Origin of the sequence: Streptococcus sp. S1 (genome assembly GCF_034137685.1) — a bacterium.
GTDB classification, from domain to species: Bacteria; Bacillota; Bacilli; order Lactobacillales; family Streptococcaceae; genus Streptococcus; species Streptococcus dentalis.
In genome coordinates this window covers 1,639,813-1,653,627 of record NZ_CP139418.1, presented here as the reverse complement: position 1 = coordinate 1,653,627, position 13,815 = coordinate 1,639,813, and the positions used below count along the sequence as shown (strand labels likewise).

The following is a 13,815-nucleotide window of genomic DNA, read 5'->3' as shown; positions in this document are numbered from 1 at the left end:
AGGCCAAAGGCCTTTCATAATGAGGATAAAGTCTTTTTAAAAATTTTCCTTAGGTGAGTACGGACGTCAGCGAACTTCATAGAAGTTCCATGACTTAGTTTTGAGCCTAATGTCTCAAAACTCCCGAGTGACTGAAACGTATTGTTTCAGTCACTTTTCTCACAGCGGAAAGTTTTTTTATTTTCTTGACTTGTTCTAAAAATAGGGACTCATTTTTACTTCTTTTCAGAATCAATTAACTTATTTTATTATAAACTAGTTGAGTGCGTTGGTTGGACTTTCTTATCTGGATAGATGTAGTTGATGGCATTGTTTACAGCTGTCGGGGCTTCCCCCAGACCTGTAGCGATGAGATCGATCTTTCCTTCATAGAAGCAGCAGTCTCCACAAGCATAAATTCCAGGAAGGCTGGTTTCTTGTTTTTGATTCACCTTGATTTTATGGCGTTGCAATTCTACACCCCATTCTTTCAAGTTTCCGATAGAAGATTTAAAGCCATAGTTGACAAATAAGTGATCAATCGGGAGGAGTTCGGTTTCATCCGATTTAACTTTTGTGATTTCAAGATGAGTGGCATGACCATTTTCGCCAATCAAGCGGCTAGGAACAAATGGTGTTTTGATGCTGACAGAAGATTGTTTGAGTTCTTCTACACTATGTTCCAAGGCACGGAAGTTGTCCCGACGGTGAACGATTGTAGTTGGAGCAATCTTGTCAAAAGCAAGAGCCCAGTCCACAGCAGAGTCCCCACCACCAAGGACGGTCACCTGCTGTCCTTCATATTGTTGGATATTTGAAACATGATAGTGGACGTTATCGAAGGCATCAGCTCCCTCAATGTCAAGGGAACGGGGTTTAAAAGCTCCTCCCCCCATGGCAATGATGACTGCTTTAGACTGATGCACTTGGCGAGAAGTAGTGATGGTGAAGAGATCACCTTCTTTTTGAATATTCTCTACGGTTTCATTGAGGAAGATCGGTGTATCGAATCGCTTGACTTGCTCGATCAAGCGGTTGCTTAATTCTTCACCTGTTAAATTGGTAAATCCGGGTACATCGAGGATACTTTTTTCTGGATAGAGAATGGCTGGTTGCCCTCCAAGTTGAGGTAAGGAATCAATCAGTTTGACTTTAACTTGGCGCATATTGCCATAAAAAGCAGCAAACAGACCAACTGGTCCGCCCCCAACAATCGTAATATCATAAATTTCTGACATGGTATCTCCTTCAGGGTTTTCTTTGTTTCCATTGTATCATAAAATAGGAAGAATGAAAAAGTCGTAAAAAGAAATAGCATAAAGGCTAGGGAGGCTAGAAAAGTTTCAAAAGATCTTGACAGCCCCATTAAAGTGTGATAAAATAATTAAGATTTTAGGCTTGAAGGGAGTGAAAAATATGTCAAAAACAGTAGTACGTAAGAATGAATCTCTTGACGATGCTCTTCGTCGTTTCAAACGTGCGGTTACTAAAGCTGGTACTCTTCAAGAAACACGCAAACGTGAATTCTATGAAAAACCTTCTGTAAAGCGTAAACGTAAATCAGAAGCAGCTCGTAAACGTAAAAAATTCTAATTGAATACAGAAACAGACTTCGGTCTGTTTTTTGTTTTTTCTCATCCATTGAAGACAAAAAAACCGACCTTCCAGCTAGAAGATCGGATCTTTTTATCTAATTATTTGTTTGCAAGCAAGTCGCGGATTTCAGCAAGCAACTCTTCTTGAGTAGGAGCAGCAGCTTCTTCTTCAGCAGCTTCTTCTTTTTTACCAAGGTTTTGAGCTTTCTCAGCAGCTTTCACCACGAAGAAAAGAACAGTACCGATAACAAGGAAGTTGATTACAGCGCTCAAGAAGCTACCGTATGCGACACCGTTCCAAGTCAATTCAGCAATCTTTTCAACACCAGCAGCTTTCAAAGCTGGGTTCAAAATAAGTGGAGTGATGATGTCGTTTACAAATGATGTAACGATAGCTCCAAATGCAGCCCCGATGATTACTGCAACAGCAAGGTCAACAACGTTTCCACGAAGGAGGAAAGCTTTCAATTCTTTTAACATATCCTATATATGTCCTTTCATAATAATTTTTTACTATGATAGTATAACGGATAATAAACTGGCTGACAAGAAATATGCCTAAATTTTTTTAAATTAGTGATAAAGGTTGAAAATCTTTTCTTTTATGTGTGAAATCAGTAGGAAAAAATTTACTTTTACTAACTTTTAGTATAAAATATAAAGTGATAATCTATGGTAAAATGGAGGCACTGTTTATGGTTGATAAAGAGCTCATTGCAGAAATTAAAAACAGTGTAAACATTGTTGAAGTCATTGGAGAAGTTGTTTCTTTGACCAAGGCTGGCCGTAATTTTTTAGGCCTTTGTCCTTTTCATGGTGAAAAGACTCCTTCCTTTAATGTCGTTGAAGATAAGCAGTTTTACCATTGTTTCGGATGTGGTCGCTCTGGAGATGTCTTTAAATTTATTGAGGACTACCGTGGAGTCGCCTTTATGGATGCGGTCCAGATCGTAGCAGATAAGGCTGGTATTGCGCTTCAGTACCAGGCAAGACCTGCCCAACCAGCGTCTGCCAATCCAAACCAAGAACTTTATGAGATTCATCAGGAAGCTAGTAAATTCTATCAGGCGATTCTGATGACGACAAAGATGGGGGAAGAAGCGCGACACTATCTGCATGAACGCGGACTGACAGATGAGGTGATCCGACATTTTCAATTGGGCTTAGCACCAGCAGAAGGAAATTATCTCTATCGAAATCTCTCTGAGAAATTCTCCGAGAAAGTGATTACCGATTCGGGTTTGTTTACAATCTCAGATGCTGGAACGGTTTTTGATGCCTTTCAGGATCGGATCATGTTTCCCTTGACGGATGATAGTGGACGGGTCATTGCCTTTTCTGGTAGGCTGTGGAAAATGACGGAGGATGGCAGTCATCAAGCCAAGTACAAGAATAGTCGTAGTACCCGTCTATTTAATAAAAGTTATGAACTCTATCATTTGGATCAAGCCAAGACGAGCGCTAAAAAGCAACATGAAATGTATATCATGGAAGGCTTTATGGATGTCATTGCGGCTTATCGAGCTGGGATAGAAAATGCAGTCGCCTCTATGGGGACAGCATTGACACCAGAGCATGTTCAGCACCTGTCTCATTTTACCAAAAAAGTCATCCTGACCTATGATGGGGATAAGGCAGGACTTGAAGCGACAGCTAAGGCCTTGGATGTCTTGCAGGATTTAGAGTTAGAGATCGTCCGTATCCCTGATCAGATGGACCCTGATGAATACCTCAAAAAGACGTCCCCAGAAGATCTAGCTACCCTCTTGAAGAATTCTCGGATCAGTAAGGTTGAATTCTTGATGCACTACTGGAAACCCCAGTATATTGAGAACTTGCAAGCACAAATTGAATTTGTCGAAAAGTTGGCACCGATGATCGCCCAGACGCGCTCCATTACAGCGCAAAACACGTATATTTATAAGTTAGCCGATTTATTGCCGGATTTCGATTACTTGCAGATTGAGCAGATTGTCAATAATAGTCGTTTGCATCAACGGCAAGAAGCGCAAGAAGGTGGACGATCAAAAACGTCGACTTTTTCAGTGGAGCTCTTGCCGAATCGTGGGATAACGCGCTTGATCAAGGCGGAAAATCATTTGTTAAGTAGGATGAAAGATTTTCCAATGGTCCTCAATGATTACCGTTTGCGACCTGATTTTGCCTTCGACACACCGGAGTTACAGATCTTGTATCAATTGCTCTGTCAAAATGGAGAAGTCACCTCTCAGGATTTATCCGAGCAACCTGAAGGGGTCCAGCACGCCTGGTACCGGATGTTAGAAGAAGATTTACCAGAAGAGATAGCAGATGGTGAGTTAGAAGAAGTAGAAGATACACGGAATCGTGAGCTTCTTCGCAAAGAAAGTCAACAAATTGGAAATAAAGTGAAGGAAGCTTCCTCTATAGGGGATGCGGAAAAAGCTTTATTGGAACTCGAGCGCTTGATCGCTCAAAAAAGAAGAATGGAGTAGGAATGGCTAAAGAACAAAAAGATATTACAACATTGGACGTTCAAATTGCAGAATTTATTCGCAGCCACAAGAAAAGCGGAACTGCAACAGATGATGAAATTAATGACCAGTTGGTTATTCCATTCACACTAGATGCAGAGGGGATTGAAGATCTTTTGCAACGCATTCAAGATGCAGGGATTTCAATCACTGATAAAGACGGCAACCCAAGTGCGCGTGTGTTGAACAATGAGGAAGATCCAGAGTTGTCAGATGAGGAATTGCTTGGAAGCAACTCTGCTAAGGTCAATGACCCAGTACGGATGTACTTGAAAGAAATTGGGGTTGTTCCTCTTTTGACCAATGAAGAAGAACAAGAATTGGCTATCTTAGTGGAACAAGGTGATTTGGAAGCCAAACAACGTCTAGCAGAGGCCAACCTTCGTTTGGTTGTATCCATTGCGAAACGTTACGTTGGTCGTGGAATGCAATTTTTGGATTTGATCCAAGAAGGAAACATGGGCTTGATGAAGGCGGTTGATAAGTTTGACTATACCAAAGGGTTCAAGTTCTCTACTTATGCGACTTGGTGGATCCGTCAGGCCATCACCCGTGCTATTGCAGACCAAGCGCGTACCATTCGGATTCCTGTCTACATGGTGGAAACCATTAACAAGTTGGTGCGTGAACAACGCAATCTCTTGCAAGAATTGGGACAAGACCCAACGCCTGAACAAATCGCTGAACGCATGGATATGACGCCAGACAAGGTGCGTGAAATCTTGAAGATTGCCCAAGAGCCTGTTTCTTTGGAAACGCCAATTGGGGAAGAAGATGATAGCCATTTGGGAGATTTTATCGAAGACGAAGTGATTGAAAATCCTGTAGACTACACCACTCGTGTGGTACTACGCGAACAATTGGATGAAGTCCTCGATACTTTGACTGATCGAGAAGAAAATGTTTTGCGTCTTCGTTTTGGTCTCGATGATGGGAAAATGCGGACCTTGGAAGATGTGGGCAAAGTCTTCAACGTGACCCGTGAACGGATCCGTCAGATCGAAGCCAAAGCCCTCCGCAAACTCCGCCACCCAAGCAGAAGCAAACCATTGCGTGACTTTATAGAGGATTAAAAAGATCCTGCGGATCTTTTTAACCCGAGCCGAAAAATTCGGAAGCGAGGAAGGTCCAGTGGTCATTTTTAACCCGAGCCAAGAAATTCTATCGAGAGTAAAATAGCAAAAAAGGAAGTCATATGGCATATACAACTGAGCAAATTGAAGCAATTAAAAATAAAATCTTAAATGCTTTGGAAGAGGTAATCGATCCTGAGCTTGGGATTGACATTGTCAATTTAGGTCTTGTCTACGAGATCCATTTTGACGGTGAAACTGGAGCAACCATCATTGATATGACCCTAACGACCATGGGATGTCCATTAGCAGATCTTCTGACAGATCAGATTCATGATGTTTTAGCAGAAGTAGAAGAAGTGACATCAGTGGATGTGAAGTTAGTCTGGTACCCTGCTTGGACGGTTGAAAAGATGAGCCGTTATGCACGGATCGCACTTGGAATTAGTTAAACATTCTATGCATCAAAATAAATCGGAGGTTAGGGCTTTCCTAACCTCCGATTTGTCTATCCCTATTTTTTTGAACAACCATTTACAAATTCTTAGCAAATTTTCAGATAAAGTTGCAATCATCAAGGGGACAAGGTATAATAGCATAAATAGAAAATAAAGGAGATTTACATGAATCAGTATCCTTTGGTCTACTTGGACCATGTGACAAAGAATTATGGGCATGAAGTTGCTCTCATGGATGTTAGTTTGAACATCCAACCTGGCCGCATTATTGGCCTTTTGGGTCCCAATGGTAGTGGGAAAACAACCATCATTAAATTGATTAATGGTTTGTTGCAACCAAGCCTTGGGAATATCTATATTCATGGGCAATTACCATCCCCAGCTTCTAAAAAAGTGGTTTCCTATTTGCCAGATACAACCTATCTGAATGAAAATATGAAAATTATCGATGCAATTCGCTATTTCCAAGATTTTTATTCAGATTTTAATGTCCAACGCGCTTACCAATTGCTCAACGATTTGCATTTGCAGCCAAATCAAAAATTGAACAGCCTTTCAAAAGGGAATAAGGAAAAAGTGCAATTGATTTTGGTGATGAGTCGTGAAGCTGACTTGTATGTTCTTGATGAGCCAATCGGTGGGGTTGATCCAGCAGCACGTGATTATATTTTGCGGACCATCATTCAAAACAGACGTCCAAACTCTTCTGTCTTGATTTCTACTCACCTGATTGCGGATATTGAGCAAGTTTTGGATGAAGCTATTTTCATCAACCAAGGAAGAATTCTCTTGCATGAAAATACGACTGTTTTGCGCAATCAACACGGAAAATCTATCGATGAAATCTTCCGTGATCAATTCCGTGTTTATTAGGAGGACCTCATGTTTGGTAAATTATTAAAATACGAATTTAAGTCAACAAGTAAATGGTATCTTTTGATTACTTTGATCGCACTAGGTTTGTCAGTGATTACAGGTGTTATCGGTGGAAGTGCTACAAACGGTTTTGTGAATATGGAAACCAATAGTATGCAAATGATTACGGGGACTCTTGGGATTCTCATTTTTGGAGGAGTCATCGGTCTTTATCTGAGCAACTATTATATTATTATCCGTCGTTTCTATTCCAACTTATACGGACGTGAAGGTTACTTGACTTGGACCCTTCCAGCTAGCCCACATGCGATCATTTTGTCTAAATTTGTGGGAGCTTTAGTAGCGAGTCTTTACTGCCTATTCCTTCTATTTTTGAGTGGTTTTATTACAATTATTGTGATGGGCGCTGTCATTGGACAAGATCTCTCTCCTGTATTTAGTATTATTTCTAAGGCTTTTAGTCATTCTATTGCTTATTGGATGATCATCTGGTGGATTTTTACCACAGCTTCCGGAATCTTATTATTTTATGTATCGATCGCACTTGGTCAACTGTTCCAAAATCGTCGTGGATTTAAGGCTATTTTGTTTGGTTTTCTCTTGTGCCTTGTTTTAAGTATCATTGGTACAGCAGTCAATCCATTTAAAGATTCATATGCTGTCGTGTATGCATTGGTTTATGGAAATATTGATGAATTTGGAGCAAACTTCATTCCAGGTCTCATTTATGAAGTCATTAAGATTGTTTCTATGTACTTCACCATTCACTATATCAGCAAGTACAAGTTGAATCTTCAATAATAACAGCAAATTGAGCAAGGAGCTTCCCAGTGGAAGCCTTCTTGTTCAATTTTTCTTTTGCATTTTTAGCTAGATTTTGATATACTAATTGTATTCGTTTTGGGGTCGTTACGGATTCGACAGGCATTATGAGGTATATTTTGCAACTCATCTAGCGGATGTAAAACGCCAGTTAAATATAACTGCAAAAAATAATAATTCTTACGCTTTAGCTGCCTAAACACCAGCAGGCGTGACCCGATTCGAATCGCTCGTGTTTGATGACAGGTCTTTATTTTAGCGAGATACGATCTAACTTTGTCTAGGAGTTAGATAAGAGATTGATAGACTCGCAGATACAGGGCTTGAGTTATGTGTCGTGTATCTGTTAAAAGAAGACATAACCTATGGTTGTAGACAAATATGCTGGCAGGTGTTTGGACGTGGGTTCGACTCCCACCGGCTCCATATTTTTTATTCATGGAAGATTACTCAAGAGGCTTAAGAGGCCGTGTTGGAAACGCGGTAGGCGTGTAAAAGCGTGCGTGGGTTCGAATCCCATGTCTTCCGTTGTTGAGACATCATTGTGTAGCAGTGGTGTTTTTTTGTACAAAAAAGAGTTCCAAAAATAGACAAGCGAGGGAGGAAAAAAAGTGATTGTACAGCTAGATACCAAATCAGTCTATACCTTTATGGAAAGCCTTGTGACCATAAAAGACTATGTCCAAGTGGCTAAAAGTATGGGGTATGGCGCATTGGGAATCATGGATGTAGATAATTTGTATGGTGCCTATGAATTTATCGAAGCCTGTCAGGCCCACAACCTCAGACCCTTGGTCGGTATAGAAATTGGACTAGAAGTAGACAATGAAACAATTCCGTTTCGGATGATGGCCTTGACAACGAAGGGCTACCAGAATCTGATGAAGATGTCGACCGTCAAAATGATGGGGAAAAACAATTGGGAGGATGTGAAGCACCTAACAGAAGGAGTAGCAGTTATTGTCCCAGCTCCTTTTGCTAGTAGAGACTTGCCGCTTGGTCTAGATTACTTCATCGGAGTTTTTGCGGATACGCCGGTCCAAGAGTTTAGCCCCCCTGTGCTCCCTCTTCATACTGTACGTTTTTTTGAGGCTGGGGATGTGGAAGCCATGCAGATGCTGGCAGCCATCAAGGACAATCAAAGCTTGACAGAAACAGGGCAAATTGATCCTACAACAGTTCTAAAAACTCCTCAGGATTTAAAGAATGATTTTGCAGAGCGATTTCCGCAAGCCATCACAAATCTGGAAAAACTTGTCCAAGGGATTCAATATGATATTGACACCCAGTTGAAATTGCCTCGCTTCAATCCCCAGAAACCAGCTGTTGAGGAACTGAAAGAATTAGCTCAAGCGGGTCTCCTTCGAAAGAACTTGACCAGTCCGGTCTATCAAGAACGTCTGGAGCATGAATTAGACATTATTCACCAAATGGGCTTTGATGATTATTTCTTGATTGTCTGGGACCTTCTTCGTTTCGGACGGAGTCAAGGCTATTATATGGGAATGGGACGTGGGTCTGCTGTAGGCTCACTGGTAGCCTATGCCCTAGGAATTACAGGTATTGATCCTGTGGAGAAGAACCTCCTCTTTGAGCGCTTTTTAAATGTGGAGCGCTACACCATGCCGGATATTGATATTGATATTCCTGATATCTATCGTCCAGAATTTATCCGCTATGTGCGAGACCGTTACGGGAGTTACCATGCAGCTCAGATCGTGACCTTTTCAACCTTTGGGGCCAAACAAGCCATTCGAGATGTCTTTAAACGTTTTGGGGTACCAGAGTACGAATTGACCTCCATTACCAAGCGGATTGGGTTTAGGGATACACTGACGACAGCTTATGAACAGAATCTAGCTTTTCGACAAGTGATTCATAGCCGAGCAGAATTTGAGCGTGGCTTTGAAATTGCTAAAAGAATTGAAGGCCAACCAAGACAGACATCTATCCACGCGGCTGGGGTTGTGATGAGTGACCAGGATTTGACGGATCACATTCCTCTCAAGTACGGTGAAGATATGTTTGTCACTCAGTATGATGCCCATGCGGTTGAAGCTAATGGTCTGTTGAAGATGGACTTTTTGGGTCTGCGAAATTTAACCTTTGTTCAGAAAATGAAGGAAGCCGTCTATGAAAAGTACCAAGAAGAGATCGTGATTGAAGCCATTGATTTAGAAGATCCAGAAACCTTAGCCTTGTTTGCTGCTGGGGATACCAAGGGGATTTTCCAATTCGAACAGGCTGGAGCCATTCGCCTCTTGAGACGTGTGAGACCCAATCATTTCGAAGAAGTGGTAGCGACCACCTCTCTCAATCGTCCAGGCGCTAGTGATTACATTGATAATTTTGTCAAAAGAAAGCACGGCCAGGAAAAAGTTGAGATTTTGGATCCAGCTATTGAAGAAATATTAAGGCCTACTTATGGGATCATGCTCTACCAAGAGCAGGTCATGCAGGTTGCCCAGCGTTTTGCAGGCTTTAGTCTAGGGAAAGCCGATATTTTACGTCGGGCCATGGGCAAAAAAAATGCGGCTGAAATGCATAAGATGGAAGACGATTTTGTCGCAGGTGCGCTTAAACTTGGTCATACGGAAGAAAAAGCCAAAGAGGTCTTTGCAATCATGGAAAAATTCGCAGGCTATGGGTTTAACCGTTCCCATGCCTATGCCTATTCTGCCTTGGCCTTTCAGATGGCCTATTTCAAGGTCCATTATCCAGATGTTTTCTTTGATGTCATGCTCAATTATTCGAGCAGCGATTATCTGGCAGATGCTCTCCAGTTTGATTTTAAAGTCGCGCCATTATCCATCAATACCATCCCTTACAGAGATAAGTTCCAGGATCGAAAAATCTACCGGGGAATGAAAAATATCAAGGGACTCCCAAGAGATTTAGCGTATTGGATCATTGATAATCGTCCCTTTGAAAGTGTCGAAGATTTCATTTTACGACTCCCCAATCAGTATCATAAATTGCCTTTGTTAACACCTTTAGTGGAGCTTGGATTATTCGACATTTTTGAAAAAAATAGGCGCAAGGTGCTTCACAATTTACCGAATTTGTTTGTCTTTGCTGATGAGCTAGGAAGTTTGTTTGGGGATTCTAACTATTCCTGGACAGAAGCGGAAGACTTTAGCCAGGCTGAAAAATATGAGAAGGAAGAGGCCATTATTGGGATCGGGCTCAGTACTCACCCATTGGTTGCGATTGGTCAAACGAGTCCCTACGAGATCCAACCAATTTCACAATTAGTTCAAGGAGAGCAGGCACGCATTCTCATTGAGGTACAAAACATTCGAACCATTCGAACCAAGTCGGGCGATCTCATGGCTTTCTTACAAGTCAGTGATACCAAGAAAAAATTGGATGTGACCCTTTTCCCTGAAACCTACAATCGATTTTCCTCCTTGATAAAAGAAGGTGGCTTTTATTACTTGACAGGGAAAATACAAGAGCGTGATGGGCGCTTGCAGATGATTCTAGCAGAGGCACAACTGGCAACCAATGAAAAGTTCTGGATCCAGTTGCTCGATCATCGTCAGGATAAAACGATTCTTTCTATCTTGAAAAAATATCCGGGCCCATATCCTGTGATATTACGCTATGAAGACGAGAAAAAAACTCTTCAATTGAAGGGCTATACAGTCCAGAAAAACAAAGAATTGGAAGATGAACTAAAGAATCTCGTTATGAAAACGATTTATCGGTAAAAACTGCGAAAAATACGAGAATTTTAGTCTTCTTTGTGTTATAATTACTTAGAATGTAAAAGAAAAAAAGGAGCAAAAACGAAATGAAACGCATTGCTGTTTTAACTAGTGGTGGAGATGCCCCTGGTATGAACGCTGCCATCCGTGCAGTTGTTCGTCAAGCAATTTCAGAAGGAATGGAAGTTTTCGGTATCTATGATGGATATGCGGGAATGGTTGCTGGTAAAATTCAGCCCCTTGACGCCTCATCTGTTGGAGATATTATTTCCCGTGGTGGTACCTTCCTTCATTCAGCTCGTTACCCTGAATTCGCACAACGCGAAGGTCAATTAAAAGGGATCGAGCAATTGAAGAAACACGGGATCGAAGGTGTTGTCGTTATTGGTGGAGATGGTTCTTACCATGGTGCGATGCGCTTGACTGAGCTTGGATTCCCAGCTGTTGGTCTTCCTGGTACGATCGACAACGATATCGTCGGAACTGACTTTACAATTGGTTTTGATACTGCAGTCACAACTGCAATGGATGCGATCGATAAGATCCGTGATACTTCATCTAGTCACCACCGTACTTTCGTTATCGAAGTGATGGGACGTAACGCTGGAGATATCGCTCTTTGGGCAGGGATTGCATCTGGTGCAGATGAAATCATCATTCCTGAAGAAGGATTCAAGATCGAAGATGTTGTTGAGAGCATCAAAGAAGGTTACGCAAAAGGTCGTACCCACAACATCATCATCTTGGCTGAAGGCGTGATGTCTGCAGATGAATTTGGTAAAGCTTTGAAAGCGGCTGGTGATGAAAGCGACCTTCGTGTAACTGAGCTTGGTCACATCCAACGTGGTGGTTCACCTACTGCGCGTGACCGTGTTCTTGCTTCACGTATGGGAGCACACGCTGTTAAATTGCTGAAACAAGGAATCGGTGGTGTAGCCGTTGGTATCCGTAATGAAAAAATGGTTGAAAACCCAATCCTTGGTAAAGCAGAAGAAGGAGCCCTCTTTAGCTTGACAGAAGATGGTAAGATTGTAGTAAACAATCCACATAAAGCTGATCTTGGTCTTGCCGAGTTGAACCGTAGCTTGTCTTCAATCTAATTGTATTTTATAAATTCGTTAACCTTGTCTTAAAAAGACAGATATATTTAAAAAGGAGTCATATATATCATGAACAAACGTGTAAAAATCGTTGCAACTTTGGGTCCTGCGGTAGAAATCCGTGGTGGTAAAAAATTTGGTGAAGATGGATACTGGGGTGAAAAACTTGACGTTGAAGCTTCAGCTAAAAACATTGCTAAATTAATTGAAGCAGGAGCTAACACTTTCCGTTTCAACTTCTCACACGGTGACCACCAAGAACAAGGTGAACGTATGGCAACTGTTAAACTTGCAGAAAAACTTGCAGGTAAAAAAGTTGGTTTCCTTCTTGATACTAAAGGACCAGAAATCCGTACTGAATTGTTCGAAGGTGAAGCTAAAGAGTATTCATACAAAACTGGTGAAAAAATCCGTGTTGCAACTAAACAAGGAATCAAATCTACTCGTGAAGTGATTGCTTTGAATGTTGCTGGTGGACTTGACATCTTTGATGACGTTGAAGTTGGACACCAAGTATTGGTTGACGATGGTAAATTGGGTCTTCGCGTTGTAGAAAAAGACGCTGCAAAACGTGAATTTGTCGTTGAAGTTGAAAACGATGGTATCATCGCTAAACAAAAAGGTGTCAACATCCCTAACACTAAAATTCCTTTCCCTGCTCTTGCTGAACGTGATAACGCTGATATCCGCTTCGGTCTTGAACAAGGTATCAACTTCATCGCGATCTCATTCGTACGTACTGCAAAAGACGTAAATGAAGTTCGTGCAATCTGTGAAGAAACTGGTAACGGTCACGTTCAATTGTTTGCGAAGATCGAAAACCAACAAGGTATCGATAACTTGGACGAAATCATTGAAGCTGCTGATGGTATCATGATTGCTCGTGGTGACATGGGTATCGAAGTGCCATTTGAAATGGTTCCAGTTTACCAAAAAATGATCATCACTAAAGTAAACGCTGCTGGTAAAGTTGTTATCACTGCAACAAACATGCTTGAAACAATGACTGAAAAACCACGTGCAACTCGTTCAGAAGTATCAGACGTATTCAACGCTGTTATCGACGGAACTGACGCTACAATGCTTTCAGGTGAGTCTGCAAATGGTAAATACCCACTTGAGTCAGTTACAACAATGGCTACAATCGATAAGAACGCTCAAACTCTTCTTAACGAATACGGACGTTTGAACTCAGATTCATTTGAACGTAACTCTAAGACAGAAGTTATGGCTTCAGCAGTTAAAGATGCTACAAACTCAATGGACATCAAATTGGTTGTAACTCTTACTAAGACTGGTCACACAGCACGTTTGATTTCTAAATACCGTCCAAATGCTGATATCTTGGCATTGACATTTGACGAATTAACAGAACGTGGATTGATGTTGAACTGGGGTGTTATCCCAATGTTGACAGAAGCTCCATCATCAACTGATGACATGTTTGAAATTGCTGAACGTAAAGCAGTTGAAGCAGGTCTTGTACAATCTGGTGACGATATCGTTATCGTTGCAGGTGTGCCACTTGGAGAAGCTGTTCGTACTAACACAATGCGTATCCGTACAGTACGTTAATAGACAATTTGATCTGAAAGCCTTGCTGGTTGGTCCGAAAGGATTGACCGCGAGGTTTTTCTTTTTCTTCTGGTTTGTGTTGATAAGAATTCTCACTAATGCTTACTTTCTCTT

General features: G+C 41.4%; 11 protein-coding genes, 1 tRNA gene and 1 other RNA gene. 11 read left to right on the top strand and 2 right to left on the bottom strand.

Annotated features, from left to right (window positions below; genetic code table 11):
• Window positions 1–248: 248 nt before the first annotated feature.
• Window positions 249–1,217, bottom strand: coding sequence for an NAD(P)/FAD-dependent oxidoreductase (locus tag SM121_RS08100; RefSeq protein ID WP_155171573.1), 969 nt, complete (start codon window positions 1,215–1,217; stop codon window positions 249–251).
• 178 nt (window positions 1,218–1,395) lie between these two features.
• On the opposite strand from SM121_RS08100, the gene rpsU reads away from it, so the two are divergent.
• Complete coding sequence (rpsU, locus tag SM121_RS08095) at window positions 1,396–1,572, top strand: 30S ribosomal protein S21 (RefSeq protein WP_000048054.1); 177 nt, start codon at window positions 1,396–1,398, stop codon at window positions 1,570–1,572.
• A gap of 101 nt (window positions 1,573–1,673) precedes the next feature.
• On the opposite strand, the gene mscL is transcribed toward rpsU, so the two are convergent.
• A complete protein-coding gene (gene mscL / locus SM121_RS08090; RefSeq protein WP_320910817.1) occupies window positions 1,674–2,054 on the bottom strand; it encodes a large conductance mechanosensitive channel protein MscL in 381 nt (126 codons plus the stop codon).
• Between the two features lie 215 nt (window positions 2,055–2,269).
• Here mscL and dnaG point away from each other — a divergent pair, with 215 nt between their 5' ends.
• The 10 genes from dnaG to pyk all read left to right on the top strand — a co-directional run bounded on the left by dnaG (window position 2,270) and on the right by pyk (window position 13,701).
• Window positions 2,270–4,048: a DNA primase gene (gene dnaG / locus SM121_RS08085; RefSeq protein WP_320910816.1), complete on the top strand. Its 1,779-nt coding sequence runs from the start codon at window positions 2,270–2,272 to the stop codon at window positions 4,046–4,048.
• A 2-nt stretch (window positions 4,049–4,050) separates the two neighbouring features.
• Window positions 4,051–5,160 (top strand): RNA polymerase sigma factor RpoD, encoded by a 1,110-nt coding sequence (gene rpoD / locus SM121_RS08080; RefSeq protein WP_320910815.1) that lies wholly within the window; start codon window positions 4,051–4,053, stop codon window positions 5,158–5,160.
• 122 nt (window positions 5,161–5,282) lie between these two features.
• Window positions 5,283–5,612: a metal-sulfur cluster assembly factor gene (locus SM121_RS08075; RefSeq protein ID WP_003003687.1), complete on the top strand. Its 330-nt coding sequence runs from the start codon at window positions 5,283–5,285 to the stop codon at window positions 5,610–5,612.
• A gap of 171 nt (window positions 5,613–5,783) precedes the next feature.
• On the top strand, window positions 5,784–6,491 hold the full coding sequence (locus SM121_RS08070; protein WP_003012014.1) for an ABC transporter ATP-binding protein: 708 nt from the start codon (window positions 5,784–5,786) through the stop codon (window positions 6,489–6,491).
• 9 nt (window positions 6,492–6,500) lie between these two features.
• Window positions 6,501–7,295: a hypothetical protein gene (locus SM121_RS08065; protein ID WP_003011872.1), complete on the top strand. Its 795-nt coding sequence runs from the start codon at window positions 6,501–6,503 to the stop codon at window positions 7,293–7,295.
• Between the two features lie 101 nt (window positions 7,296–7,396).
• Window positions 7,397–7,745, top strand: a transfer-messenger RNA (tmRNA) gene (ssrA, locus tag SM121_RS08060).
• 11 nt (window positions 7,746–7,756) lie between these two features.
• Window positions 7,757–7,844, top strand: a tRNA-Ser gene (locus SM121_RS08055).
• An 83-nt stretch (window positions 7,845–7,927) separates the two neighbouring features.
• Entirely contained in the window at window positions 7,928–11,029 is a 3,102-nt protein-coding gene (locus tag SM121_RS08050; RefSeq protein ID WP_320910814.1) for a DNA polymerase III subunit alpha, read from the top strand.
• Between the two features lie 83 nt (window positions 11,030–11,112).
• On the top strand, window positions 11,113–12,126 hold the full coding sequence (gene pfkA, locus SM121_RS08045; protein ID WP_003003668.1) for a 6-phosphofructokinase: 1,014 nt from the start codon (window positions 11,113–11,115) through the stop codon (window positions 12,124–12,126).
• A gap of 69 nt (window positions 12,127–12,195) precedes the next feature.
• A complete protein-coding gene (gene pyk / locus SM121_RS08040) occupies window positions 12,196–13,701 on the top strand; it encodes a pyruvate kinase (protein ID WP_003003616.1) in 1,506 nt (501 codons plus the stop codon).
• Window positions 13,702–13,815: the final 114 nt, after the last annotated feature.